Source organism: Pollutimonas rozaliensis, assembly GCF_048751585.1.
Lineage (GTDB): Bacteria > Pseudomonadota > Gammaproteobacteria > Burkholderiales > Burkholderiaceae_B.
In genome coordinates, this window is record NZ_JAZHOB010000014.1 from 1 (window position 1) to 26,789 (window position 26,789).

Sequence of the window (26,789 nt, forward strand, 5' to 3'; positions counted from 1 at the left end):
CCTCGACCAGCTTGGGGTTCTCGGTGCCCGCGCGCAGCAGCGCGCCCAGGCGCGTCTTTTCAATGACGAACCAGGTCACTACGCACACCAGGATCGAGGCCACCACCACCCAGGCGCGGTAGATGGGCAGGTACATGAAGCCCAGGTTCACCCCGCCCTTCAGAAGGTCCGGGGTCGGGTAGGGCTGGCCCGAGACGCCGTACAGGCTGCGAAACAGCCCTTCGATGAGCAGGGTCAGCCCGAAGGTGAGCAGCAGGCCGTACAGGTGGTCCAGCTTGTACAGGTGGCGTATCAGCGCGCGCTCGGTCAGGATGCCGAAGGCGCCCACCACGATGGGCGCGATGATCAGCATCAGCCAGTAGTTCAGGCCCAGGTACTGCAGGCCCATCCAGGCGACGAAGGCGCCCAGCATGTACAACGCGCCGTGCGCGAAGTTGATGATATTCAGCAGTCCGAATATGACCGCCAGGCCCAGTGAAAGCACAGCATAAAACGAGCCGTTCACCAGGCCTAGCAGCAGTTGCCCGAGCAGTGCCTGGATGGGTATGCCAAAAAGTTCAGTCATAACGATTAACACCAGTAACGAAGGATGAAGCACGTAATTTCATCGGTCGGATTTCCTTTGATGAAGCCAGCCGGCCAAGCGTCGCCATAGCCTTACACGCCCAGCAGCGTGTTCAAGGTATCTTGCTTGGCGGCCAGCTCGGCCGCGGCGAACTGCTCGACGATCTGGCCATGCTCCATCACGTAGAAGCGGTCGGCCAGCGGCGCGGCAAAGTGAAAGTTCTGCTCGACCATCACGATGGTGTAGCCCTTGGCCTTGAGTGCGGTGATCATGCGCCCCAGCGCCTGCACGATCACCGGCGCCAGCCCCTCGGAGATCTCGTCGAGCAGCAGCAGGTTCGCTCCGGTGCGCAAGATGCGCGCCACCGCCAGCATCTGCTGCTCGCCGCCCGAGAGCCGCGTGCCCGGCGATTGCCGGCGCTCGTGCAGGTTCGGAAACATGTCGTAGATCTCGGCCAGCGACATGCCCCCGCCCAGCGTCTCGCCCACCACCGGCGGCAGCAGCAGGTTCTCTTCGCAGGACAGCCCGGCAAAGATGCCGCGCTCTTCGGGACAGTACCCGATGCCCAGGTGCGCGATCCGGTAGGTGGGCAGCCCGATCGATTCGGTGCCCTGGATGCGGATCGAGCCCTTGCGCGTGCCGGTCAGCCCCAGGATCGCGCGCAGCGTGGTCGTGCGCCCCGAGCCGTTGCGCCCGAGCAGCGTGACCACTTCGCCCTTGGCCACATTCAGGTTCACCCCATGCAGCACATGCGATTCGCCGTACCAGGCGTGCACGTTGCTCAGTTCCAATGCGGTCGCGCTCATGCGTGGGCCCCTTCCAGTTCGCCGCTGGTCGTGCCCATGTAGGCTTGCATGACCTCGGCGTTGCGTGAGACTGCTTGGTAATCGCCCTCGGCCAGAACCGCGCCGCGAGCCAGGACCGTGATCGTGTCGGCGATCTGCGAGACCACATTCATGTTGTGCTCGACCATCAGGATGGTGCGCCCCACGCTGACCTTCTTGATCAGCGCCGTGACCCGGCTGACGTCCTCGTGGCCCATGCCCTGGGTGGGCTCATCGAGCAGCATCAGCTCGGGCTCCATGGCCAGCGTGGTGGCGATTTCAAGCGCCCGCTTGCGCCCGTAGGGCAGGTTCACCGTGAGTTCGCGCGCGAACTCGGCCAGGTCCACTTGTTCGAGCAGCGCGTAGGCCGCCTGATCCAGGTGCGACAGCGCCTTGTCGCTGCGCCAGAAGTGATAGGACTGGCCGGTGGCCCGCTGCAGCCCGATGCGCACGTTCTCGAGCACCGTCAATTGCGGGAACACCGCCGAAATCTGGAACGAGCGGATGATGCCGCGCCGCGCGATCTGCGCCGGCTTCTCGTGGGTGATTTCGTGGCCGGCAAAATAGATCTGGCCCGAGGTCGGGGTCAGGAACTTGGTCAGCAGGTTAAAGCACGTGGTCTTGCCCGCCCCGTTCGGTCCGATCAGGGCATGGATGCTGCCGCGCCGCACCCGCAAATTCACGTCGCTGACCGCCACGAAGCCGCGGAACTCTTTGAAGAGGTGTTTGGTTTCCAGGATGTAGTCGCTCATACCAACGCCAAAATTTAATAAGTAAAACGGGTCAGGCAGCCTTGCGAGCAGATCACGCAAGACTGCTTATCAACGACGGGTTCAACCCTGCTTGACGCCGGCTTCACGGACTGCGGCTTGCCAATAATCGATTTGATCTCGTATGAACTTGCGATAATCCTGGCGTGAACCTCCCAGGATCACCGTGCCTTCCTCGGTCTCTTGTTTCTTCATATCATCCGATTTCAGTGCGTCAAGCACGGCGGCATTGAGCTTGTCGAGAATGGCGGGAGGCACGCCGGCCGGCGTCATAACGCCTTGCCAGGCGCTAAGATCAAACCCCTTGATAACCGTTTCGCTGACTGTCGGAAGATCGGGAAGTATCCCAACCCGGGCCGGCGTCGTCACGGCCAATGCCTTCACTCGCCCGGCTTTTATCAGCGGCAAGGCATCATTCAAGGTGCCGATCATATAGTGTGTCTGACCTCCGACCAGGTCCACCAAGGCGGGCGCCGTCCCTTTGTAGGGCACATGTTCGGCGGAAATACCCACACCTCTGTTGAATAGGAAGCCGGCCAAGTGCGTCACATTTCCGTTTCCGCTGGATGCGTAATTCAGTCGTCCGTCCTGCTTTTTCGCATATTGAACGAATTCCTGAACCGTCTTGACTGGCAAATCATTATTCACCATCAATACCATGGGAACGGCGGCCGTCGTGCTGACCGGGTCGAATGATTTGGCCGGATCGAATGACAAGCCCTTGTACAGCGCAGGGCTTAAGGATAGTGAGGAAGTGTTGTACAGAATCGTGTACCCATCGGGTTTGGCATTGGCAACGTACTGCATACCTATCGTTGCATTGGCGCCCCCTCTGTTCTCCACCACGACAGGCCGACCCAGCGAATCCGAAAGCTGCTTGGCGACGATGCGGCCGACGATATCTGTCGCGCCGCCGGCCGGGAAGGGTACGACCATCGTTATAGGCTTATTGGGCCAATCACCCGCCTGTCCATGGGCTTGCAGCGGCAACACCGCAGTGGCAAGCACCAGGCTCATCCCACCTATTGCACTTTTGAAATTCTTCATGTTTTATCTCCTTTTTTTGAACTTCAGAACAAACGCCCCCTCGACGAAAGAATCTTTCGCCGGCCGCGCTGTTCTTGATGGCTCCACTTCTTAAGTAGCAAGCCGAAATGGCAACTGCTACTTCATGACGAACGGGTTGCCGTTGGGCGCCCCGCTGTTGATCCATACGCTCTTGGTCTGCAGATATTCGCGGATGGCATCGATCCCATTTTCGCGCCCTAGACCCGAATGCTTGTATCCCCCGAAAGGCGACATCACGCTGACCGCCCTATAGGTATTGACCCATACAGTGCCCGATTGTATTTTTTCCGACATGCGCAATGCACGACCTATATCGCTTGTCCAGACGCCCGCCCCCAGGCCGTAGCAACTATCGTTGGCAATGGATACCGCATCTTGTTCGTCTTTGAACTTGATCACGGAAAGAACCGGCCCGAAGACTTCCTCTTGAGCAATGCGCATATCGTTCTTCACATCGATAAAGATCGTGGGCTCCACGAACCAACCGTTCCCGCACTCGGGCCGGGTGCCCGGCTTGCCGCCCAAGGCCAGTCGGGCGCCGTCCTTCTGAGCGATGTCGATGTAGGACAGCACCTTGTCGTATTGCGGGCGGGTGGTAATCGGTCCGACCTGGGTATCGGACGCCATGGGATCGCCCATGCGCGCCGTCTTGGCCAGGGCCAGCAGCTTTTCCATGAACGCGTCGTGAATGCTCTCTTGCAGCAACAGGCGCGACCCTGCAATGCAAGTCTGGCCCGTGGCCGAGAAAATACCCGAGATCGCGCCATTCACGGCGTCGTCCATATTGGCATCCGCGAATACGATGTTGGGCGATTTCCCGCCCAGCTCCAGGCTGACGTGCTTGAAATGCTCGGCGGCCGCGACATTGATGGCCTTGCCCGTGCGATCGGATCCGGTGAACGATATCTTTCTGACCAGCGGGTGCTCGATCAGGGGGCTGCCTACCTCGTTACCGAAGCCGGTGACGACGTTCACCACCCCCGGCGGAAAGCCCGCTTCTTCAAAAAGGCTGGCGAACTCCAACATGGAAGCCGACGTGAATTCCGACGGCTTGATCACCACTGTGCAACCCGCCGCCAAGGCCGGGGCGATCTTCCAGGCCGTAAGCATAAGAGGCGAGTTCCACGGCGTGATGACCGCGACGACGCCCAGCGGCTCGTTGCGCGTAAAGTTGAAATAGCCGGGCTTATCCAGGGGAATGACCGTGCCCTGGATCTTGTCGGCCAGGCCGCCGTAATAATAGAACCATTGAGGAATGTAGTTAAGCTGCCCGCGCATTTCAGCAAACAGCTTGCCGTTGTCGCGCACCTCGGTTGCAGCCAGCTTTTCGGCGTCTCGGGCCACCAGGTCGCCGAGTTTGCGCAGCAGCGCGCCGCGCTGCGTGGGCGTAAGCCTGGACCAGTCGCCCTGCGTATAGGCTTTATGGGCAGCCTGGACAGCGGCCTCTACATCGGCTTGATTGCCGCGCGGCATTTCAGCCCAGGGCTTGCCGGTGTAGGGGTTCTCGGATACAAAAAATTGTCCCGAAGACCCATCGATATAGCGACCGTCTATATACATCTGATACCGCTGCATACCCATATCCTTTAGCTGCTCCATGCCTAAACCGGGCGGTCGAAGTCCCGCCCTCCAACCATCGCGGCCAACGTACTAGCTTGGCTTCCATCCCGATGGCAACCGCGGCTTGTCTATGTTGGCCAGTTCGCAAATGGCGTCGGCTATGCCCGAAAAATCGGTCGCGCCAAACTGCGCGGCACGCGCCAGGCTGAATGATTCATGGACGGATGCTGCCACCGGCATCGGCACCTTGGCCGCATGCGCGGCGGTTACCACCAGTGAAAGATCTTTATGGGCCAGGTCTATCGTGAAGCCCGGAGACGTGTCGCCTGCCAGCACCTTGTTCGGAAAGTTCATGCGCAACTGGCCGTTGTTGGCCGAGGTACCCAGCAGCACCTGCATGGTCTTGGTGATGTCCAGGCCGAATTTCTGCGATAGCGCAAGCGCTTCGCCATTCACCTGGCACAAGGTTATGGCCACATAGTTATTGACCAGCTTGGTCCGGCCGCCGGTACCGACGTCGCCGCAATGGTAGGTTGTGGTTCCCATGGCATCCAACAACGGCGAGACCCGTTTGAAATCCGCCTCGCTGGCACCGACCATGAACAGGGACTCCCCGCGATCGGCATGTTCGGCCAGGCGCCCCACCGGCGCATCGACCACCGACATTTTGCGCTTGAGCGCCTCCTGCTGAAGGCGGTCCGTCGCCAGCGGATCGATGGTGCTCATGTCCATCAACAGGGTTCCTTCGCGGGCACTGTTGAAAATGCCATCGGCGCTCAGGGCGACTTTTTCCACTTCGACGGAAGTGGGTAGCATGGTGATGATGATCTTGCACTCGCGGGCAATATCAGCCACGCTTTTGGCGGCCGTCGCCCCAAGCGAAACCAAAGTGTCGACCGCCTTCTGGTTCAAATCCAGCACCAGGAGGTCGAATCCCTTCTTCTGCAGGTTAGAGGCCATTCCAAGGCCCATGCGGCCCAAGCCGATAAATCCTATTTTTTCCATGTTGACTGCTCCTTTATTCGTTTTCTCGGGCGGACCGGATCAATATCCTACGTAGGCCGTTTTTGTATTGGTGTAGAAATCGACAGCATACTGGCCCTGCTCGCGCTGACCGTAGCTGGACCCTTTGACGCCTCCGAATGGCACGTGATAGTCCAGGCCTGCGGTAGGCAGGTTGACCATGGTAAGGCCGCTCCGGATATTCAGGCGGAAGTGATTGGCATGCTTCAGCGACGTCGTGCAAATACCCGAAGACAGGCCGAAATCGGTATCGTTGGCCACGGACAGGGCTTCTTCGTAATCCCGAACGCGTATCACCGACGCGAAGGGCCCGAATACCTCTTCGCGGTTGATGCGCATGGAATTTGCGGTTTCCGTAAACAGGGTGGGCGCCATGTAATAGCCGGGAGTCGCCCCCTCGAGCTGCTTTCCGCCTTGAAGCAGATGTCCGCCTTCCTTTTTCCCGATCTCGACGTATTCCAGGATTTTATCGAGCTGGGACTGGTTGATGACCGGGCCTATCGTCGTATCGGCGGCTAGCGCCGGTCCGACCTTGATGGCTTGCATGCGTTTCTGCAGCGCGTCCACGAACCGGTCATGTATGTTCTCGGCAATGATCAGGCGGCTCGATGCCGTGCAGCGCTGACCGGCCGAGTAGAAAGCGCCGTTCAATGCGCATTCGACAGCCACATCCAGATCGGCATCATCAAGCACTACCAGGGGATTCTTGCCGCCCATTTCGAGCTGGACTCGTATCATGCGGCTCACGGCCGCCTGCGCCACCTTGTGACCCGTTGCGACGCTGCCTGTGAAACTGACGGCGTCGATGCCTTGCAGCAGACCCTGCGCTGCTGCGCCGCCGGTGCCGTTCACCAGGTTGACCACGCCTGCGGGCGCCCCGCTGTGCTCCAGGATCTTCATGAGTTCCACGCCGATTGCAGGCGTGAATTCTGACGGCTTCAGGACGGCGGTATTGCCGAACGCCAGGGCCGGCGCCAGCTTCCAGGCGGGAATTGCAATGGGGAAGTTCCAGGGAGTAATGGCCGCGACCACACCCACCGGATCCCGGCTTATCTGAATGCCGATGTCGGGCCGGGTGGAAGGCAGGTTTTCACCGCCGTAACGCACGGCCTCGCCAGAAAAGAAATGAAATATCTGAGCAGCGCGCATGACCTCGCCCTGGCCTTCCGCACGGGTTTTCCCTGCTTCGCGGGAAACCAGCTCGCCCAACTCTTCCTTTCGAGCGCTCATTTCCGCCGCGACGCGGGCAAGGATATCGCTACGGAACTGGGTGGTCGTGGCGGACCATGCCGGCAAAGCCTGACGGGCCGCCGCCACTGCCGCCGCCATCTGCTCGGCGGAAGCGCTGGCGTAGCGGCCGATGACATCGCGTGTATCGGATGGATTGATGTTTTCGATGGTCTGATCGCCATCGACCCATTTGCCACCAATGAAGTTACCAAACTGCTTACTCATAATCTACTTCCTTTCTGATAATTGCGCTGAAGGCGCAACTATTAATTATGTCCGCCTTTGCCCTGACCCAGGACAGCCTCGCGGAAACGGCTACGCAAATAAGGGCCATCCCGCGACGGCAGCGAGCTGGGCTCGATCGAAGCCACGACTTTCAATACGACGCATTCCAGTCCGGGCTTGGTGCAGAGGCCTTCGGCTTTCTGATCCAGTTCGTCCTGCGTCGTGATCGTATAGGCTACGGGAAAACCGCAAGCCGTTGCGATCCCGGCAATATCGACGCCCCGCCCCGAGTGCGCCGGCTGCATGCCGGTCTCGCCATAATGCTCGTTGTCAATGACGATGATTTTCAGATTCTTGGGCTGCTTCACCGCTATCGTGGCGAACGAGCCGATACCCATCAGCATCTCGCCATCACCGACGAAGGCCAGGACTTGCCGGTCGGGCTGAGCCAAGGCCAATCCGAAACCCACCATGCAGGTACCGCCCATGGCTCCCCAAACATAGAAATTGCGCGGGTCGTCGCCTGCAGCGGACGTATCGTATGTAGGATTACCCAGACTTGCCACAAGCAGGGCATCGCCCCGATGGGCCAGTATTTGTGCAACGCTCGCGCGCCGATTCAATGTGGTCGCTGTTGTAAGACTCATCACGTTCGCTCACTTATTAAAATCTTTAATGCCCAGAACCTTCTGGCCAATCAACACTGCCACCGCGCGATTCGAATTGAATGCCAGCAAGGCGGCGGCGCGCACGGTTTCGGGAATTTCTTTTTCGTCGTCCGCGCGCAGTACGAACACACCCGCGCTTTCCAGTGCAGCTTGCGTCGACTGCCCCATCGGGCATTGCCAGGGATTGAATTCACCCCATTCGCCGCGCATGGTGACGATAGTCAGAAAGGGCATGCGGCACTCTTGAATCAATGCAAGCATATTGATGCAATTGCCGACCCCGCTGGACTGAATCAGCATCATGGCCTTCTGGCCGCCCAGCCACGCACCGCCCAGCATCGCCACGCCTTCCTCTTCGGTCGTCAGGGATACCGAATGGATGCCGGGGTCGGCATCACATAGTTTGATCAGTTGCGTATGGCCTGCATCGGGCACATAGGCGACCTGCTGCACGCCTATCGCCTTTATCGTGCTGTACACGTCTGTAACCCATTCCTTGCTCATTTGAAAACCACCTTTTCCTTCATTGAAAATATCGATGCGTTGCCTGCTTGCGAGAGGCAGGCAACGCACTGAACAGCATGAACCGGATCAGCTTTTCGGCATCAGCGAACACACACCGGTTTTGGTTGGTACGAAAGCCTCGTCGCCCGGTATCGTGGCAACCGTCTTGTAGTAATCCCAAGGCTTCTTCGATTCTGCCGGTGTCTTGACCTGCATCAAATACATGTCATGCACCATCGTGCCGTCAGCGCGCACATAGCCCTTGGCGAACATGTCATCGATCTTCAAGGTCTTGAGCTGCTTCATGACCGCATCGGCCTCGGTGGTGCCCGCCGCCTGGACCGCCCGCAGATAGGTCAGGGTCGCCGAGTAGTCTCCTGCCTGGAAGGTCGTGGGCATTTTCTGGTTCTTTTCATAGAAGCGCTTTGAAAATTCCCGCGATGCGTCGTTTTTGTCCCAATACCATCCATCTGTCAGGTACATGCCCGCAGTGGTCTCCAGACCAAGACTGTGAATGTCGGTAATGAACACCATCAGGCCCGCCAAACGCGTGGTTTTTGCGATGCCAAATTCTTTGGCGGTTTTGATGGAGTTGATAAGGTCGCCGCCGCCGTTGGCCAAGCCGACAACATCGGCACCCGACGCTTGTGCCTGCATCAAAAAGGAGGAGAAATCAGCAGTACTAAGCGGATGGCGAACCGCCCCAAGAACCTCGCCGCCTTGCGCCTTGACCACATTGGCGCTGGCCTTTTCAAGCGAATGGCCAAATGCATAATCGGCCGTCACGAAATACCATTTTTTGCCGCCATCGCGCACCATGGCTGTGGCCGTGCCGATAGCGTGCGCCGAGGTCGAATAGGTATAGCGAACCATATAGGGCTGGCACGCTTCTTCGGTCAGGCTGTCCGCACCGGCGCCCGCGCTGATGAAGACCTTCTGTTTTTCTTTGGAAATATTGCTGATCGCCAGCGAGGCGGAGGAATTGGAGCCGCCGATCACCAGGTCGACGTTATCCTGATCCCACCATTGGCGCGCGCGGTTGGCCGCGATGTCGGCTTTGTTCTGGTGGTCGGCAAACAGCACCTCAATCGGCTTGCCCAGCACTTTCCCGCCAAAGTCGCTGACTGCCATCCTGACGGAATCAAGCCCGCCCGGCCCGTCGAAGTCTGAATACAGGCCCGACATGTCAGTGATGAATGCGATTTTTACCGAATCGCTTTGCGCCTGGCTTTGCACAGGAATGAAAAGAGCGCCTAGCGCCAAAGCCAATGCTGCGTTCTTGAGCTTGATACCCATGGTTTATGTCTCCGTTGCCTTGTTGATGAAGCTGTTCTTGTGATTGAAAAATCTTATAGCAATTCATTCCGCATCGGCTTTCGCATTCCAAAAGCGACACTTCGCCTTTGGAATAGGGCTTGCCGCAAGGTTAGCCGCGCGTCCCGCGGGGTACCGTGACGGAAACACCATTTATGTGCTATGTGTGATATCATTGGGTAACTGAAAATAGTTGCTGCGAGCAAGAAAACACCGGCAAGAATGCCGATGTTCATCGCTTGCAAAAGTCGGCAAGACCTCTTCAATTTGGCAGGCATCCCCGTTTCAGCTCTCCTGCCACACAGTTAATTCCGGCATCTTCGTTTTAACGCAAGACCTTGGCACAAGCCGGACGAGGTCTGTCCTGGTTTTGTCATCCACGCTGATATTTTCCAATACACGGCTCCTTACGGGCCGCAGCACCACACGCCATTGTGGCGTCACGAAGCACCTGTTCAATTATTAACTGCAATACGCGGTTTGTCGGATGCCACGCAAAGCGAGTCCGGCCATGGGTGCTTTTTTATTTACGTTTACAGGAAATACTCTATGGCCAAAGAAGAATTGATTGAAATGGGTGGACTCGTTACCGAAGTGCTTCCCGATTCGCGCTTTCGCGTGACACTCGATAATGGGCACCCCGTCGTCGCTTATACCGGCGGCAAGATGCGCAAGCACCACATCCGTATCCTGGCCGGCGACAAAGTCTCGCTGGAAATGTCCCCTTACGACCTTAGCAAGGGACGCATCACCTTCCGCCACATTGCCGGCCGCGCGCCAGGCGCCCCCAGCCAGCGTCGCCGCTGACATCCTACGGCTGACGCCGCCTTGTAAGCGTCTGAAAGCAGCCGTCTTCAGCAGGCCCGGAATCGCATAGCCCTTGCGTTATAGGCATTACAATCGTTGAACGATTGTTTTGCTCATAAGGAGCCCCCGTGGCCAGCAACCCGTCTATGCCCGGTGCTTTGCCCACCGTGTCCGAATTCCCCAGCTTGGCCGATATGCCCGAATGGTCGGCATTCGAGAAAGCGGCCGCCGAGTCCCGAATTCATGTCCATAGCCTGCGCGTGCTGAATGCCGCGGGCATAGATCTGGACATCAGCGGACAAAGCAGCTCGCCGGCGTTGACCCAAGCAGGCGAGGCCTTGCTGGCGGCGCGCAATTTCCCCCAGATGCGCGAGCGTCTGCTGTCCGGCGGCATGGCCAATGCCACCGAAGAACGGGCCGCCTGGCACACCGCCTTGCGCACACCCGCCCCCATCGATGAAGTGGCCGCCGAAAGACAGCGGCTGAACGAGTTCGTGCGGCTGGCCGACTCCGAGCGCCGCTGGCGCAACATCGTGCATATCGGCATAGGCGGCAGCGACTGGGGGGTGCGGCTGGCTGTCAGCGCCTTCGGCTATGCCGGCACCTGGCGCCAGGTTCATTTTGTGGCGAACATCGACGGCCACGCCATACAAGGGGGCTTGTCGGGGTTGGATCCGCACGACACCCTGATCGTGCTGGCGTCCAAATCGTTCACGACGGCTGAAACGCTGCAGAACGGACAACGCGCGCTGGAATGGCTGAAGGCCTCCGGCGTCGAAAATCCTTACGACCAGATCGTTGCCATCACGGCAAGGCCGGACGTCGCCAAAGACTGGGGCGTGCCCGAAACGCATATCTTCACGCTGTGGGACTGGGTCGGCGGCCGTTTTTCGCTTTGGTCGGCGGTCAGCCTGACCACCGCGCTGGCGGTCAATGCCGATGTGGTCGCCGGCATGCAGGCGGGCGCCGCCGCCATGGACGCCCATTTTGCGGAAACGCCTTTGGCGCAGAACGCGCCGGTGCAGATGGCTTTGGCGGGCATCGTCAATCGCAGCGTGCTGGACTACGGCTCGCTGAATATCGCGCCTTACGATTTTCGCCTGTCCAATCTGGTGCCTTATATTCAGCAGCTTGAAATGGAGTCGCTGGGCAAGTCGGTGAACCTGGCCGGCCAGCCGGCGGGCGTGCCCACTGGTCCCGCGGTGTGGGGCATGCCCGGCACCGACGCGCAGCATACTTTCTTCCAGTGGCTGCACCAGGGCAGCGATGGCGCGCCGGTGGACTTCATCGTCTGCCAGCATGCCGACCATGGCTGGCCCGAGCATCACAAAAGCCTGCTGGCCAATTGCCTGGCGCAACGCGAAGCGCTGCTCAAGGGCAAGACGTATGAAGATGCCTTGAAAGAATGCCTGGCTGCAGGCATGCCGCAGGAGAAAGCCCAGTGGCTGGCCCATCACCGCGTCCATGCGGGCGGGCGTCCTTCCAACCTTATCGTACTGCCGCGCCTATCGCCTTATACGCTGGGCGCCTTGCTGGCGCTTTACGAACACAAGGTCTTCGTGCAGGCGGTGGTCTGGGGCATCAACCCCTTTGATCAATGGGGCGTGGAATACGGCAAGGTGCTGGCCAAAGGCATTATGGGCGAGCTTGCGGGTAAGGGCATCGACCCCAAGCACGATGCATCCACGGCCCATTGGGTACGGGCTTTCGGCGAATCATTCAAATAGATCGAGCAATCGCTTGGGGCAAGGCGTCGCACAGGCTGACGCGCCGTATGCCCAGCGCTTCAATTTTTTCGCACGATAAGGCGGAATACGCCGGCCTGTCGGCCAGGCTGGGATAGTCCTGGGCGGGGATGCCGGCCAGCCGAGGCGCCCGGAACGATGCGTCCAGTCTGATCGCGCAATCGAATATCTCTTGCGCGAACTCATGCCATGACAGGATATCGGCACCGCAGTAATGATAAACGCCCGACGCCGCTTCCTGCGATTCCACCAGCCTTATGACCGCATCGGCCAGGTCCCCCGCATAGGTCGGGCAGCCGAACTGATCGTTCACCACGCGCAGGGCCGGCGCATCTGGATCCGCGGCCCGCGCCATGCGCAGCATCGTCTTGACGAAGTTGCTTCCGTATTCACTGTATAGCCACGACGTCCGCAGCACCAGGCTGGAAGGACATGCTTGCAGTACGGCGCGCTCGCCCAGCAGTTTGCTCTGGCCGTAAATATTGATGGGATTGCCGGCATCAAGCTCGGCATAGGGCTGCGCCGCGCGCCCGTCAAAGACATAATCGGTGGAGACATGCACCAGGCGCGCCCCGATGCGGCAAGCAGCCAGAGCAAGATGCTCGGCACCCTGTTCGTTGACAGCCATCGCTTCGTCGGGCTCGCGCTCGGCCTGATCGACGGCGGTATAGGCGGCGGCATTGATAATGCAGTCCGGCCGTATCCGGTCGGCCAACTGGAGCACGGCGGGGCCATCCTTGATATCCAGGCCCGGACGTGCCAGGCTGATCAGGTCCCAATGATCCGGCCGGCGATCCCTAAGGCAGCGCCCCAGTTGCCCGTCGGCGCCGATCAACAGAGCTTTCAAGTCAGGAGCCCGCCGCCACGCTGGCTGCCGCCACAGGCAGCCGGCCCGCTTGCCGCAGAGCCCTTAACGTATCGCCTTGGCGATCGCGGTCGGACAAGATGGGATCCGACTGCGGCCATGCAATGGCCAGGTCGGGATCGTCCCATCGCAGGCAGGCTTCGTCTTCGGGGTGATAGTAGTCGGTGCATTTGTAGTCGACCGTCGCGCTGTCGGACAGGACAAGAAAGCCATGCGCGAAGCCCGGCGGTATCCAAAGTTGTGAAGGCGACGCTGCATATCCGTCTTGCGGCGAGTACTGCTCCGCCGAAAGAACCAGGCCTTCCCACTGGCCGAAGGTGGCCGAATCGGGACGCAAGTCCACCGCCACATCGAAAATGGCGCCCTGCGACACGCGAACCAGCTTGCCCTGCGGATGGTCCACTTGATAATGCAGGCCGCGCAGTACGCCTTTGCGCGAATAGCTGCAGTTATCCTGCACGAAATGGACCTGCGCACCCAACAGCTCGGCATAGCGCCGGGCTTGATAGCTTTCCAGAAAATGGCCGCGATCGTCGGTATGCACGGCGGGCTCGATGCGCTTTACGCCTGGCAGCCTGGTATCCAGCACCCTCATGACGCATTTCCCTATGAAGCTGGCGGTCAATGCCGCCGAATCACATGATTTTACCGGTAAAGGCCTACAATTCTGAACTTGCCCACCCGGCGCTTTTCAGGTTCCGTCTCCGAATGCAAGCCACCGACCTGCGCAACCTTTTTTTGCTGGCCTCTCTGTGGGGCAGCTCGTTCATGTTCATGCGAGTGGCCATCGACGATTTCGGCCCCATCCCCCTGATTGCCATGCGGGTCGGCATCAGTGCGCTGTTCCTGCTGGGTGTAACCCTGATCACGCACCATGTCGCGACGATCATCGCCCACTGGAAGGCCATGGCGGTGGCCGGCGTGCTCAATGTGGTGCTCCCTTTTCTTTGCCTTAGCTATGCCGTGCAAACGATGATGGCGGGCACGCTGTCCATCGTCAACGCCATGGTGCCCCTGTTTGGCGGCATCATCGCCTGGGTCTGGCTGCGCGAACGCCTGTCCTGGGCGCGCGTGCTGGGACTGGCCATAGGCTTCGCGGGCATAGTGGTACTTATGCTGGACAAGCTGTCCTTCGTCCCGGGCGGCGAGGGCTGGGTGGTCGTCATCGCCCTGGGCGGACCCTTCTTCTACGGGCTGGGCGCCTGCCACTTAAGCAAATATTTGCGCGGCGTGGCGCCTATCGCCTGCGCCACCGGCAGCATGATCGCGGCATCCATCATATTGCTTCCCTTGGCGCTAACAAGATGGCCAAGCACGCCTATTTCAGCGCTGTCTTGGGGATCGGTGACTTGCCTTGCGATTCTATGCACCGGCATTGCCTACCTGATCTTCTACCGCCTGGTCGCCCGGGTCGGCGCTTCGAAATCGATTACCGTGACCTTCCTGGCGCCGCCGTTCGGCGTGCTGTGGGGCGTGCTGCTGCTGGATGAGCCTTTGACCATCAATGTGGTCATGGGCGCCTGCATCGTTCTGCTGGGCACCTTGCTGGCCACGGGATTCATCGGCGGCAAGGCGTCCCGAACCGAAGCCCCGGACGCCAACGCGCAATAACGCATCAGACGCGCTGGAAGATACCGGCGGCGCCCATGCCGGTGCCGACGCACATGGTCAGCATGCCGTAATCCAGCTTGCGGCGGCGCAGGCCATGAACCACCGTGGCCGCCCGTATGGCGCCGGTGGCGCCCAGGGGATGGCCCAAGGCGATGGCACCGCCCATGGGGTTGACGATGTCCGGATTCAAGCCCAGGTCGCGGATCACCGCCAGGGACTGGGCGGCAAAGGCTTCGTTCAGCTCTATCCAGCCTATCTGATCCAGTGTCAGCCCGGCCAGCTTCAACGCATGCGGGATCGCCTCCTTGGGCCCTATGCCCATGATCTCCGGAGGCACGCCCTTGACGGCGAAGGAAACGAAACGCGCAATCGGCGTCAGGCCATGCGTCTTGAGCGCGCGCTCGGACACCACCAGCAAGGCGCCGGCGCCATCCGAAATCTGCGAACTGTTGCCCGCCGTCACGCTGCCCCGGGCCGCAAACGCCGGCCGCAGCTTGGCCAGGGCCTCCAGGCTGGTATCGGGACGTGGGCCTTCATCCAGCGACACCGTCTTGCGGCTGACGATGATGTCGCTGTCCGGCTGGCCGTCCAGCACACCGGCCTGGGTTCGCAGATCGGGTTTGCGGCTGACGACATCGATGGGCAGGATCTCGTCGGAAAATTCGCCGGCCTGCTGGGCGGCCAGGGCGCGCTGGTGCGAGCGCAGGGCAAAGGCATCCTGGTCTTCCCGGGATACCTTCCATTGCGCGGCGACCTGTTCGGCCGTCAGGCCCATGCCGTAGGCGATGCCCAGGTTCTCGTCACGCTGGAAAATTTCAGGGCTGAATGAAGTGCTGACGCCCATGGTCGGCACAAGGCTCATGGATTCGGTGCCCCCGGCGATCATGACATCGGCTTCGCCGACGCGGATGCGGTCGGCCGCCATGGCCAGGGCGGTCAGCCCCGACGCGCAGAAACGGTTGACCGTCACGCCCGCGACCGAAGAAGGCAAGCCTGAAAGCAAAGCGCCTATACGCGCCACGTTCAAACCTTGCGGGCCTTCCGGTATGGCGCAGCCGACGATGGCGTCTTCAACGGCGGCCGGATCCAGGCTGGGAACCTGCGCCAGCAGACCGCGTATGACAGTCGCCAGGAGGTCGTCGGGGCGGGTATGCGAGAAAACGCCGCGCGGCGCCTTGCCGATGGGGCTGCGGGTGGCGGCGACAATATATGCCTGTTGCAATGTGGCCATGGGTGACTCCGTATTCAATCAGTTGCGTACCGGCTTGCCGGTCTTGAGCAGGCCGGCAATGCGTTCCTGGGTTTTGGGCTGGACCAGCAGGTGAAGGAAGGCCTTGCGTTCCTGCCTGAGCATCCAGGCCTCGTCCACCAGCGAGCCGGGATCCACGTCGCCCCCGCATATCACCTGGGCCACCTTCTTGGCCACCGTGAAGTCGTAATCGGAAATAAAACCGCCCACTTTCATATTGACCAGCTGCGCTTCCAGGGTGGCGGCGCCGTCGCGCCCCGCAACGGGAAATAGCGCGGGCAGCGGCGCGCGCCAGCCCGATTCCGCCAAGGCCAGGGCTTCGCGCAGCGCCACATGCAAAAGCTCATGCCGATTCATGACGATGGTATCGGACGGCAGCAGGTAGCCTATCTTGCGGGCGTCCGGGGCCGACTTGGACACCTGGGCGGTCGCCACCGAGAGCGCGAATTTCTTCACGAAGGCCAGCAAGGGTGCGTCGGGCGCATCCTGCGCCTGTTGTTCGGCCGCGCGCCGGGCACAGTAGGTCAGCCCGCCCGCACCGGGAACCAAACCGATTCCCGCTTCGACCAGGCCGATATAGGTTTCGAAATGGGCCACCCGCTTGGCGCAATGCACGGAAAGCTCGCATCCGCCGCCCAGCGCCATTCCGGCCAGCGCCGCCACGACAGGCACCTGGGCGTAGCGCAGGCGCTGGACCATGTCCTGCATTTCCCGCTCTATGGGCTCCACCGCCTGCGCACCGCCCTGCTCGAATGCAGGGAGCATGGCCTTGAGATCGGCCCCCGCGGAGAAAGGATCGTCCAATTGCCCGATGACCAGCGCCTTGAAGGAAGCCTCGGCCAGATCGACCGCGCGCACGATGCCGCGCACCACGCCCGGGCTGAGCGTATGCATCTTGGTCTTGAACGATACGATAAGCACATCCTGCGGCTGCGGCGCGGGCAGAGTCCAGCAGCGCACGGCCTCGTCTTCGTGGACGACCACGGGTTCCAGGCTGGCGGGTTCGCCCACCAGGCGCGGCGCCCCCACCTGGCGTTCATACACCGGCAGGGTGCTGCGCCCTTCGTAGCGCTTTTCGCGCGGATTCCATGATCCCGCTTGAGTATGCACGCCCTTGGCTTCCCATACCGGCCCACGCGTGGCCCATTCGGGCAAGGGCGTATTGGACAAGGTTTTTCCGGCATCGATGTCTTTGGTGATCCAGTTGGCGACATCGTGCCAGCCGGCGGCCTGCCATATTTCGAAGGGGCCTTGCGCATGGCCGAAGCCCCATTTCATGGCCAGGTCCAGTTGGCGCGCCGTACCGGCGATGTCGGCCAGATGGACCGCGCTGTAGTGGAAGCTGTCGCGCAGGACGGCCCACAGGAACTGAGCCTGCGGATGATCGGAATCATGCAGCGCCTTCAGCTTCTTGGCAGGGTCGCGCTGGGTCAGGATCTCGGCCACGGCCGGATCGATGCTGGCGTCGGCCGGCACGTAATCCTTTTTAGCGGGATCCAGCCGCAAGATCGCCTTGCCTTGCTTGCGATAGAAGCCGGCCCCGGCCTTCTGCCCCAGGGCGCCTTGCTCGATGAGCCCGGCCAGCACGGGCGGCACACCGAAATGCGCATGGAAGGGATCGTTGGGCAATTGCTCTTGCATGGTGCGAATCACGTGGGCCAGCGTATCCAGGCCGACGACATCGGCCGTGCGATAGGTGCCCGACTTGGCGCGGCCCAGACGGGTTCCCGTAAGCTCGTCGACCAGATCGTAGCTAAGGCCGAATTTATCCGCCTGCGCAAACACCGACAATATGCCAAAGACCCCGATGCGGTTGCCGATGAAATTGGGCGTATCCCTGGCGCGCACCACACCCTTGCCCAAGCCCGTGACCAGGAAGGTTTCCAGCAGATCGAGCAGACGGGGTTCGGTGTCGGTCGTGGGAATCAGTTCGACCAGGTTCATGTAGCGCGGCGGATTGAAAAAATGCACGCCGCAAAAGCGCGGCCGCAATGCTTCGGGCAGCGCCTGCGAAAGCTGGGTAATGGACAGGCCCGAGGTATTGCTGGCAATGATGGCCTGGGGCTTGATGGCTGGCGCAAGCCGATGGTACAGGTCCGTTTTCCAATCCATGCGCTCGGCGATGGCTTCGATGACCAGGTCGCATTCGGACAGCCAGTGCAAATGATCGTCGTAATTGGCGGGCTGAATCAGGTCGGCCAGCTCGGGCACGCCCAGCGGCGCGGGATTGAGCTTTTTCAGCTGCACGATGGCGCGCTTCGCGATGCCGCTTTTATCGCCTTCCTTAGCCGCCAGATCGAACAGCACCACCGGGACGCCGGCGTTCACGCAATGCGCGGCGATCTGCGCGCCCATCACACCCGCGCCGCATACGGCGACTTTACGAATGTGAAAACGCGTGCCCTGCATCGCTTTGGATTCAACCGCTAGACTGGACTGCATGAACGTACCTCCGGTGACTTGTTCAGAGCTTCCCTAGTAGGTTAGTTCATTATTATTGGACTTGCACGGGTTAGAATATTCAGCTTCGAACGTTCCAGATCCCGCCAAAATGGCCCGCTTGCCACGCCTCTATGCACCGCAGATTCCTCAGCTGGTACAGGCGGAGTTCGCGCATCCTCTGGCCCAGGCCGCGGAGCCCACGCCCGCCGCGCAGTTGGATCAGTTGCTGGAATGGCTGCGGCGCGATGCGCGCGAATACAAGGTCGCGGTGCATGGCTGGCTGCTGCTGAACGACCGCATTGTCCTGCTGTGCACACCGCCCGATGCTCAGGGCACGTCCCGCCTGATTCAGGCGCTGGGGCGGCGGATGGCCGCCGGCATACGGCACGGACGGGTGTTTTCAGGCAGGTATCGCAGTGCACTGATCGAACCCGGGCGCTGGGTGCTGCCCGCGCTTATATGGCTGGAATCGCTGCCGGTGCAATTGCGGTATGTCGATACGGCGCAGCGCTGGCCCTGGTCCTCCGCGGCCAGCCACACGGGCCTTCATTCCCTGCACAACGATCTGCTTGCCGATCATCCCGATTATTGGCAGGACGGCAATACGCCCTTCGCCCGCCAGGCGCGCTATAGCCAGCGCCTGGGCCAAGGCCTGTCCGCGCAGCAAAGCGGCCGCATACAGGACGCCTTGTTCGGACAATGGGTGCTGGGCGAATCCGATTTCCTTGCGCAGATAGAAAGCCGCGCATCGCGCCGCATCGCGCCCGCCCCCAGGGGCCGTCCCCGTAAATTGGCGGCCGCTCAGCCATCCTGATTTTTAACGGCCCGTCCAAGCCGTTTGGCGTTGAATCCTCCTGGGAAGCGACGCGTTAAGACCGGGAGCGTTGCGTCCAGGACAAGAAATTTCCTATTTTTTGGCCGCAAAATCTGGCTTGCTTGAACTAAAAGAAACTGGACTCCAGCTATTCTAAACAAAATAAGCTGTTTTTATTCAGCCATATAGATACGTCCCTTATTTTATAATGGGTATTTTATTAACCAAATAAATAGGGACGCACCCCAAATTATTTTTATTGCATGCGGGACATGTTGGCGGTATTGTTGATTTCTGCACCGCAGCATTTCGTGAGTCCATCATGCCCCAGTCTCTATTGCCTACCACCGTCTCCACGGTTGCGATCGACCCATCGCGCGCCGTCCCTTCCGCCAACCCGGAAATTCGCAGCGCCGCCCCCGCGGCCCAAGGCTTGTACAGCCCGCATAACGAACATGACGCCTGTGGCGTGGGCTTCGTCGCTCATATAAAGGGGCGCAAAAGCCACGCCATCATCCAGCAAGGCCTGAAAATTCTTGAAAACCTGGATCATCGCGGCGCCGTCGGCGCGGATGAGCTTATGGGAGACGGCGCGGGGATACTCATACAGATCCCTGACGCGCTGTACCGTGCGGATCTGGCTGCCCAAGGCATAGAACTGCCGCAGCCCGACGAATACGGCGTCGCCATGGTCTTCCTGCCCAAAGAGACCGCATCGCGCCTGGCCTGTCAGCAAGAACTGGAGCGCGCCGTGCGCGACGAGGGCCAGGTGGTACTGGGCTGGCGCGATGTGCCCATTGATTCCGACATGCCCATGTCGCCGACCGTGCGCGCCTGCGAGCCGGTGATCCGGCAGCTGTTCATCGGGCGCGGGGCCGACATCATGGTGCCGGACGCGCTGGAGCGCAAGCTGTACGTGATACGCAAGACCGCCAGCCACGCCATCCAGCATATGCGTCTGGCCCATGGACAGGAATATTTCGTACCGTCGATCTCGGTGCGCACGGTGGTCTACAAAGGCCTGCTGCTGGCCAACCAGGTCGGCAGCTACTACCGCGACCTGGCCGATACTCGCGCCGTCTCGGCCCTGGCCATGGTGCACCAGCGCTTTTCGACCAACACCTTCCCCGCCTGGCCCCTTGCCCACCCTTATCGCATGATCGCCCATAACGGCGAAATCAATACCGTGAAGGGTAATTTCAATTGGCTGCGGGCGCGCGAAGGCATGATGCAATCGGCCGTGCTGGGCGCTGACCTGCCCAAGCTCTATCCCATCGTCTACGAAGGCCAGTCCGATACCGCCACCTTCGACAACTGCCTGGAATTGCTGGTGATGTCCGGCTATTCGCTGGCGCACGCCATGATGATGATGATTCCCGAAGCCTGGGAGCAGCATGCCGACATGGACGAAAACCGGCGCGCCTTCTATGAATACCACGCCGCCATGATGGAACCCTGGGATGGCCCGGCGGCCGTGGCCTTTACCGACGGCCGCCAGATCGGCGCCACGCTGGACCGCAACGGCCTGCGCCCGGCACGCTATTTGATCACGGACGACGACATGGTCATCATGGCGTCCGAAGCCGGCACGCTGTCCATTCCGGAACACCGGATCATCAAGAAATGGCGCCTGCAGCCGGGCAAGATGTTCCTGATCGACCTGCAGCAAGGCCGCATCATCGACGATTCCGAAATCAAATCGCAGCTGGCCAACATGCGGCCATACCGCCAGTGGATCGAACGCCTGCGTTTGAAGCTGGAATCGCTGCCCGCCCAGAAACGGGACGATGCCGCCAACAAGGGCACGTCGCTGCTGGATCGCCAGCAGGCTTTCGGGTGGACTCAGGAGGACTTCAAGTTCGTCCTGCAGCCCATGGCGGCCAATGGAGAGGAAGCCACCGGGTCGATGGGCAACGACGCCCCGCTGGCCGTGCTGTCTAACCGTTCCAAGCCCTTCTACAATTATTTTCGCCAGCTTTTCGCGCAGGTCACCAATCCGCCCATCGACCCCATACGCGAACAACTGGTGATGTCTTTGGTGTCCTTTATCGGCCCCAAGCCAAATCTGCTGGATATCAACAACGTAAATCCGCCCTTGCGCCTGGAAGTTTCGCAGCCGGTTCTGGACGACGCCGCGATGGCGCAGATCCGCCATATCGCGGACATCACATCCAGCAAGTTCCGCAGCTTCGAGCTGGACATCACCTATCCGGTGGCCTGGGGCCCCGACGGCATTGAAGCCTGTATCGCCGCGCTGTGCTCGAACGCGACCGATGCCGTGCGCAGCGGCTACAACATCCTGCTCATCACCGACCGCAAGGTCGATAGCGAACATGTGGCCATCCCCGCGCTGCTGGCGACTTCGGCCATACACCTGCACCTGATACGCGCCGGCCTGCGCACCAATACCGGCCTGGTGGTGGAAACCGGCTCGGCCCGCGAGGTTCACCACTTCGCGTTGCTGGGCGGCTATGGCGCCGAAGCCATACACCCCTACCTGGCGCTGGAATCGCTGGCGACACTGCCGCAACCCGATATCGCGATCAAGAACTACATCAAGGCTATCGGCAAGGGCTTGAACAAGGTCATGTCCAAAATGGGCATCTCGACCTATATGTCCTATACCGGCGCGCAGATCTTCGAAGCCGTCGGACTGAACTCCAGCCTTGTCGAAAAGTATTTCACGGGTACGTCGAGCAATATCGAAGGCATAGGCATATTCGAAGTCGCCGAAGAGGCCCTGCGTGGGCACCGCGCCGCGTTCAGCAGCGATCCCGTGCTGGCCGACGCCCTGGATGCCGGCGGCGACTACGCGTGGCGCGTCCGCGGCGAAGACCACATGTGGACCCCCGACTCGATCGCCAAGCTGCAGCATGCCGCGCGCGCCAACAACTACAGCACCTACAAGGAATACGCCCAACTGATCAACGATCAGTCGCGCCGACACATGACGCTGCGCGGCCTGTTCGAATTCAAAGTCGATCCGTCGCGCGCCATTCCCTTGAGCGAGGTCGAACCGGCCAAGGATATCGTCAAGCGTTTCGCCACCGGCGCCATGTCGCTGGGTTCGATTTCGACCGAAGCGCATGCGACGCTGGCCGTGGCCATGAACCGCATAGGCGGCAAGTCCAACACCGGCGAAGGCGGCGAAGATGAAATGCGCTACCGCGCCGAGATGCGCGCCGGCAAGCCCACCGTAAGGAAAGGCGATACGCTGGCTTCCTTCCTGGGGACGGACCGCATCGAAGCCGACGTTCACCTGGCCGCCGGCGATTCGCTGCGCTCGCGTATCAAGCAAGTGGCTTCGGGGCGCTTTGGGGTCTCGGCCGAGTACCTCTCCAGCGCGGACCAGATCCAGATCAAGATGGCGCAAGGCGCCAAGCCCGGCGAAGGCGGGCAACTGCCCGGCCACAAGGTAACGGAATACATCGCCAAGCTGCGCTATTCCGTGCCCGGCGTGGGCCTTATTTCGCCGCCGCCGCACCATGACATCTATTCCATCGAAGACTTGGCGCAACTGATACACGACTTGAAGAACGTGAATCCGCGTGCGTCGATCTCGGTGAAGCTGGTGTCCGAAGTGGGTGTCGGCACCGTCGCGACAGGCGTTGCCAAGGCCAAGGCCGATCACGTCGTGATCGCCGGACACGATGGCGGCACCGGCGCTTCGCCCGTGTCGTCGATCAAGCATGCCGGCACGCCGTGGGAGCTGGGCCTGGCTGAAACCCAGCAGACGCTGCTGCTGAACAATTTGCGCAACCGCATCCGGGTTCAGGCCGACGGCCAGATGAAAACGGGGCGCGACGTTGCCATAGGCGCCTTGCTGGGCGCCGACGAGTTCGGCTTCGCCACGGCCCCGCTGGTCGTGGAAGGCTGCATCATGATGCGCAAATGCCATCTGAACACCTGCCCGGTCGGCGTCGCCACGCAAGATCCCGTCCTGCGCAAGAAGTTCCAGGGCAAGCCCGAGCACGTGGTGAACTACTTCTTCTTCGTCGCCGAGGAAGTGCGCGAAATCATGGCGCAACTGGGCATCCGCCGCTTCGATGACATGGTGGGCCGCGTGGAGCTGCTGAACATGCGTTCGGGCATCGAGCACTGGAAGGCGCAGGGGCTGGATTTCAGCCGCGTCTTCCATGCCGTACCGGTTTCCACCCCTCTTTATCAGACCGAAGAGCAGGATCACGCGCTGGACCATGCGCTGGATCACCAGTTGATCGAGCGCAGCAAGGCCGCCATCGAGCGCGGCGAGAAAGTCTCGTTCATCACGCCCGTGCGCAACCGCAACCGCACCATAGGAGCCATGCTCTCGGGCGTCGTGGCGTCGCGCTACGGCCATGAGGGTCTGCCCGACGACACCATACACATCCAGTGCAATGGCTCGGCGGGCCAGAGCTTCGGCGCTTTCCTGGCCCACGGCATTACGCTGGACCTGGTCGGCGAAGCCAACGACTATGTCGGCAAGGGTTTGTCGGGCGGCCGCATCGTCGTGCGCTCGCCCAATGACTTCCGCGGCTTCGGCCCCGACCACATCATTGCGGGCAACACCGTGCTTTACGGCGCGCTTTCGGGCGAAGCCTATTTCAACGGGGTGGCCGGAGAACGCTACGCCGTGCGCAACTCGGGCGCGGCGACCGTGGTCGAAGGCACCGGAGACCATGGCTGCGAATACATGACCGGCGGCACCGTCGTGGTGCTGGGCGCCACCGGCCGCAACTTCGCCGCCGGCATGTCGGGCGGTGTGGCCTATGTCTGGGATCCGGAAAACACCTTCCGCCAACGCTGCAACCTGGCCATGGTCGAACTGGAGCGCGTCGTACCGCATGCCGAGCAAAATGAGCTCGGACAGATCGAAACCTGGCACAGCGCAATGCGCGGCGGCGAGCGGGAAACCGACGAGGCCATTTTGCGGCGCTTGATCGAGAACCACTACCGCTACACCGGCAGCTTCCGTTCACGCGACGTGCTGGACGACTGGGAGCAGTCGCGCCAGGCCTTCGTCAAGGTCATGCCTGTCGAGTACCGCCGCGCATTGGGCGAACTCTGGCGTGCCGCCAACCCACAACAAATTGCTGCCTGAGGAAGAATAATGGGCAAGATTACCGGCTTTCTTGAATTTCAACGCGTCAAAGAAACCTATGAAGCGCCGCTCGTGCGCCTTAAGCACTGGAGCGAATTCGTCAATACACTGACCGACGACGAAGCCAAGCAACAGGGCGCGCGCTGCATGGATTGCGGCATACCGTTCTGTACCAGCGGCTGCCCCGTCAACAACATCATCCCCGACTGGAACGACCTGGTCTACAAGCAAGACTGGCGCCGCGCGCTGGACGTGCTGCATTCGACCAACAATTTTCCCGAGTTTACGGGACGCGTCTGCCCGGCGCCCTGCGAAGCCGCCTGTACCCTGAACATCAACAACGACGCCGTCGGCATCAAGTCGATAGAACACGCCATCATCGACAAGGGCTGGGCGCAAGGCTGGGTGGCGCCGCAGCCGCCCGACAGGAAAACCGGCAAAAAGGTTGCCGTGGTCGGCTCCGGTCCCGCCGGGCTTGCCTGCGCGCAGCAGTTGGCGCGTGCGGGCCACTCCGTGACCGTATTCGAAAAAAGCAATCGCATCGGCGGCCTGCTGCGCTATGGCATCCCCGACTTCAAGCTGGAAAAAACGCATATCGACCGCCGCCTGGCTCAAATGGAGGCCGAGGGCGTGGAGTTCTGCCCATCCACCTATGTGGGTGCCCAGGAGCATGCCGAAGACGGCTTGAACGTGCGCACGCCTGAATCCCTGCGGGAAGAGTTCGACGCGGTTGTGCTGACCGGCGGCTCGGAAACCCCGCGCGATCTGCCGGTGCCGGGACGCGAGTTACGCGGCGTGCATTTCGCCATGGACTTTCTGCGCCAGCAGAACAAGGCCACCAACGGCGATCGGCTGAGCAAGCAAATCTCCGCCAAGGGCAAGCACGTTATCGTCATCGGCGGCGGCGACACCGGCTCGGACTGCGTCGGCACCAGCAACCGCCAAGGCGCGGCCTCGGTCACGCAATTCGAACTGATGCCCAAGGCGCCCGACGTAGAGGACAAACCGCTGACCTGGCCCTACTGGCCCCTTAAGCTGCGCACGTCTTCCTCGCACGAGGAAGGTTGCGAACGCGACTGGGCCGTGGCCACCAAATCATTTGAAGGCAAGAACGGCAAAATCGAAAAGCTGATCGCGGCCCGCCTTGAATGGTTCAAGGACAAAGCCACCGGCCAAATGAAGATGCGCGAGGTGGAAGGGTCGCAGTTCGAGCTTCCCGCCGATCTGGTGCTGCTTGCCATGGGCTTCGTGGCGCCGGTCAAGAATGTGCTGGACGCCTTCGGCGTGGACCAGGACGCGCGCGGCAATGCGCGGGCCAATACCGACGACTATGTCACCAATGTCGGCAAAGTGTTCGCCGCCGGCGATATGCGTCGCGGACAGTCGCTGGTGGTCTGGGCCATACGCGAAGGCCGGCAGTGCGCCCGCTCGGTCGATGAGTTCCTGATGGGGTCCAGCACGCTGCCGCGCTAGGCCAGCAGCCCGGACACCAGTTCACGTGCCCGGGACCCCACCAGTCTGGCGGCCCGGGACAGCGGCCTCTGACGAGTAAAGCTCAATGCCACGGTGCGGCGGATCACTGGCTTGTCGAGCCGGGCTGCCGCAAGGCGGCCTGACTCGATCTCTTCCTTGATTGCCTGCATGGGCAGCAGGGTGAACGCATGGCCGCTCATTGCAACGTCCTTCATGGCCGTCAGCGTGTCGACCTCCATGACAATATCGAGCCTAACATTGCGCTGCCGCTCGAGCATATCGAGCGTGGTGCGCAAGCCATTGGGTGCGGACGGAAGCACCAGCGGCAAATCGACCAGGGCGCGAAAAGCCACGGAAGCCCCCAATCCCAGAGCCGACATGGCTTGCGGCTTTCCAACCAGATACGTATCCACCCTGCCCAGCACATCTTCGCCGCGGCCTGCCGCGGCGCCATACCGATTCACGATGATCATATCCAGGCGGCCCGAGCCCAACTGCTCGTCCAGGTCGCCGCTAAAGCCTTCGGTGACATGCAGCCGCAGCAGCGGAGCCAACACACGAAGATCGGAGAAAAGCATGGGCAGCAGTTCACGGCTCATGGACGGCAGCACCCCAAAATGCACCGTGCCGGTCAGCACTCCTGAGGCGTCTTTCACCGTGCTCTCAAGCCTGGCCAACTGAGCCAGCACAAGCTCGACCTCGGGACGGACCCGCCTGCCGAACTCTGAAAGCGCCATTCCCCGGCCCGTGCGCTCGAACAGGCGGTCGCCCCACTCCGACTCCAGCAAGGCCAGCTGCCGGCTGATGAGCGACTGCGCCGTACCGGTAGCGGTTGCAACCCGGGAAAGCGAACCGAGCTCGGCAATAAGTGCGAAAGTTTCCAGTTGCTTGAGATTCATGGATATCACAAAAATGGAAAGCTGATATATAGCATATTACTCTTGTAGATACC

21 protein-coding genes are annotated in these 26,789 nt (G+C 61.0%); 6 read left to right on the forward strand and 15 right to left on the reverse strand.

Annotation, left to right across the window (positions count from 1 at the left end; all coding sequences use genetic code 11):
- The 10 genes from V0R37_RS21365 to V0R37_RS21410 all read right to left on the reverse strand — a co-directional run.
- On the reverse strand, positions 1-565 hold a 565-nt coding region (locus tag V0R37_RS21365), incomplete at its 3' end, for a branched-chain amino acid ABC transporter permease (RefSeq protein WP_420376441.1).
- A gap of 92 nt (positions 566-657) precedes the next feature.
- The gene (locus V0R37_RS21370) at positions 658-1,371 is read right to left on the reverse strand and encodes an ABC transporter ATP-binding protein (protein ID WP_420376442.1); all 714 of its coding nucleotides are present in this window, start codon (positions 1,369-1,371) and stop codon (positions 658-660) included.
- Entirely contained in the window at positions 1,368-2,141 is a 774-nt protein-coding gene (locus V0R37_RS21375) for an ABC transporter ATP-binding protein (RefSeq protein WP_420376443.1), read from the reverse strand. The genes V0R37_RS21370 and V0R37_RS21375 overlap by 4 nt, the downstream gene beginning before the upstream one ends.
- Before the next feature lie 81 nt (positions 2,142-2,222).
- Positions 2,223-3,206 (reverse strand): Bug family tripartite tricarboxylate transporter substrate binding protein, encoded by a 984-nt coding sequence (locus V0R37_RS21380; RefSeq protein WP_420376444.1) that lies wholly within the window; start codon positions 3,204-3,206, stop codon positions 2,223-2,225.
- A 117-nt stretch (positions 3,207-3,323) separates the two neighbouring features.
- Positions 3,324-4,802 (reverse strand): aldehyde dehydrogenase, encoded by a 1,479-nt coding sequence (locus V0R37_RS21385; protein WP_420376445.1) that lies wholly within the window; start codon positions 4,800-4,802, stop codon positions 3,324-3,326.
- 75 nt (positions 4,803-4,877) lie between these two features.
- Positions 4,878-5,792, reverse strand: a complete 915-nt coding sequence (locus V0R37_RS21390) for an NAD(P)-dependent oxidoreductase (RefSeq protein WP_420376446.1) — start codon at positions 5,790-5,792, stop codon at positions 4,878-4,880.
- 39 nt (positions 5,793-5,831) lie between these two features.
- A complete protein-coding gene (locus V0R37_RS21395; RefSeq protein WP_420376447.1) occupies positions 5,832-7,265 on the reverse strand; it encodes an aldehyde dehydrogenase family protein in 1,434 nt (477 codons plus the stop codon).
- A gap of 41 nt (positions 7,266-7,306) precedes the next feature.
- On the reverse strand, positions 7,307-7,912 hold the full coding sequence (locus V0R37_RS21400; RefSeq protein WP_420376448.1) for a thiamine pyrophosphate-dependent enzyme: 606 nt from the start codon (positions 7,910-7,912) through the stop codon (positions 7,307-7,309).
- Between the two features lie 9 nt (positions 7,913-7,921).
- Positions 7,922-8,437 (reverse strand): phosphonopyruvate decarboxylase, encoded by a 516-nt coding sequence (locus V0R37_RS21405; protein ID WP_420376449.1) that lies wholly within the window; start codon positions 8,435-8,437, stop codon positions 7,922-7,924.
- A gap of 87 nt (positions 8,438-8,524) precedes the next feature.
- Positions 8,525-9,727: an ABC transporter substrate-binding protein gene (locus V0R37_RS21410; protein ID WP_420376495.1), complete on the reverse strand. Its 1,203-nt coding sequence runs from the start codon at positions 9,725-9,727 to the stop codon at positions 8,525-8,527.
- Positions 9,728-10,300: 573 nt separating this feature from the next.
- On the opposite strand from V0R37_RS21410, the gene infA reads away from it, so the two are divergent.
- The gene (infA, locus tag V0R37_RS21415) at positions 10,301-10,558 is read left to right on the forward strand and encodes a translation initiation factor IF-1 (RefSeq protein ID WP_420376450.1); all 258 of its coding nucleotides are present in this window, start codon (positions 10,301-10,303) and stop codon (positions 10,556-10,558) included.
- 146 nt (positions 10,559-10,704) lie between these two features.
- The gene (pgi, locus tag V0R37_RS21420; protein WP_420376496.1) at positions 10,705-12,285 is read left to right on the forward strand and encodes a glucose-6-phosphate isomerase; all 1,581 of its coding nucleotides are present in this window, start codon (positions 10,705-10,707) and stop codon (positions 12,283-12,285) included.
- Here pgi and rfbD read toward each other — a convergent pair.
- Both rfbD and rfbC read right to left on the reverse strand, forming a co-directional pair.
- The gene (gene rfbD, locus V0R37_RS21425) at positions 12,278-13,150 is read right to left on the reverse strand and encodes a dTDP-4-dehydrorhamnose reductase (RefSeq protein ID WP_420376451.1); all 873 of its coding nucleotides are present in this window, start codon (positions 13,148-13,150) and stop codon (positions 12,278-12,280) included. The genes pgi and rfbD overlap by 8 nt on opposite strands.
- Position 13,151: 1 nt before the next feature.
- A complete protein-coding gene (gene rfbC / locus V0R37_RS21430) occupies positions 13,152-13,763 on the reverse strand; it encodes a dTDP-4-dehydrorhamnose 3,5-epimerase (RefSeq protein WP_420376452.1) in 612 nt (203 codons plus the stop codon).
- A gap of 113 nt (positions 13,764-13,876) precedes the next feature.
- Between rfbC and V0R37_RS21435 the strand changes: the two genes are divergently transcribed.
- The gene (locus V0R37_RS21435; protein ID WP_420376453.1) at positions 13,877-14,779 is read left to right on the forward strand and encodes a DMT family transporter; all 903 of its coding nucleotides are present in this window, start codon (positions 13,877-13,879) and stop codon (positions 14,777-14,779) included.
- 4 nt (positions 14,780-14,783) lie between these two features.
- Here V0R37_RS21435 and V0R37_RS21440 read toward each other — a convergent pair whose 3' ends face one another.
- The gene (locus tag V0R37_RS21440; RefSeq protein ID WP_420376454.1) at positions 14,784-16,010 is read right to left on the reverse strand and encodes an acetyl-CoA C-acyltransferase; all 1,227 of its coding nucleotides are present in this window, start codon (positions 16,008-16,010) and stop codon (positions 14,784-14,786) included.
- An 18-nt stretch (positions 16,011-16,028) separates the two neighbouring features.
- Positions 16,029-18,470 carry a 3-hydroxyacyl-CoA dehydrogenase/enoyl-CoA hydratase family protein gene (locus tag V0R37_RS21445; RefSeq protein WP_420376455.1) on the reverse strand — a complete coding sequence of 814 codons (2,442 nt, stop codon included), beginning with the start codon at positions 18,468-18,470 and terminating at the stop codon, positions 16,029-16,031.
- A gap of 109 nt (positions 18,471-18,579) precedes the next feature.
- Here V0R37_RS21445 and V0R37_RS21450 point away from each other — a divergent pair, with 109 nt between their 5' ends.
- From V0R37_RS21450 to V0R37_RS21460, 3 genes are all read left to right on the forward strand, one after another.
- Complete coding sequence (locus tag V0R37_RS21450; RefSeq protein ID WP_420376456.1) at positions 18,580-19,284, forward strand: hypothetical protein; 705 nt, start codon at positions 18,580-18,582, stop codon at positions 19,282-19,284.
- A 337-nt stretch (positions 19,285-19,621) separates the two neighbouring features.
- On the forward strand, positions 19,622-24,364 hold the full coding sequence (locus tag V0R37_RS21455) for a glutamate synthase-related protein (RefSeq protein ID WP_420376497.1): 4,743 nt from the start codon (positions 19,622-19,624) through the stop codon (positions 24,362-24,364).
- Positions 24,365-24,373: 9 nt separating this feature from the next.
- On the forward strand, positions 24,374-25,837 hold the full coding sequence (locus V0R37_RS21460) for a glutamate synthase subunit beta (protein WP_420376457.1): 1,464 nt from the start codon (positions 24,374-24,376) through the stop codon (positions 25,835-25,837).
- Here V0R37_RS21460 and V0R37_RS21465 read toward each other — a convergent pair.
- A complete protein-coding gene (locus V0R37_RS21465; protein WP_420376458.1) occupies positions 25,834-26,736 on the reverse strand; it encodes a LysR family transcriptional regulator in 903 nt (300 codons plus the stop codon). The genes V0R37_RS21460 and V0R37_RS21465 overlap by 4 nt on opposite strands.
- Between the last annotated feature and the right edge of the window lie 53 nt (positions 26,737-26,789).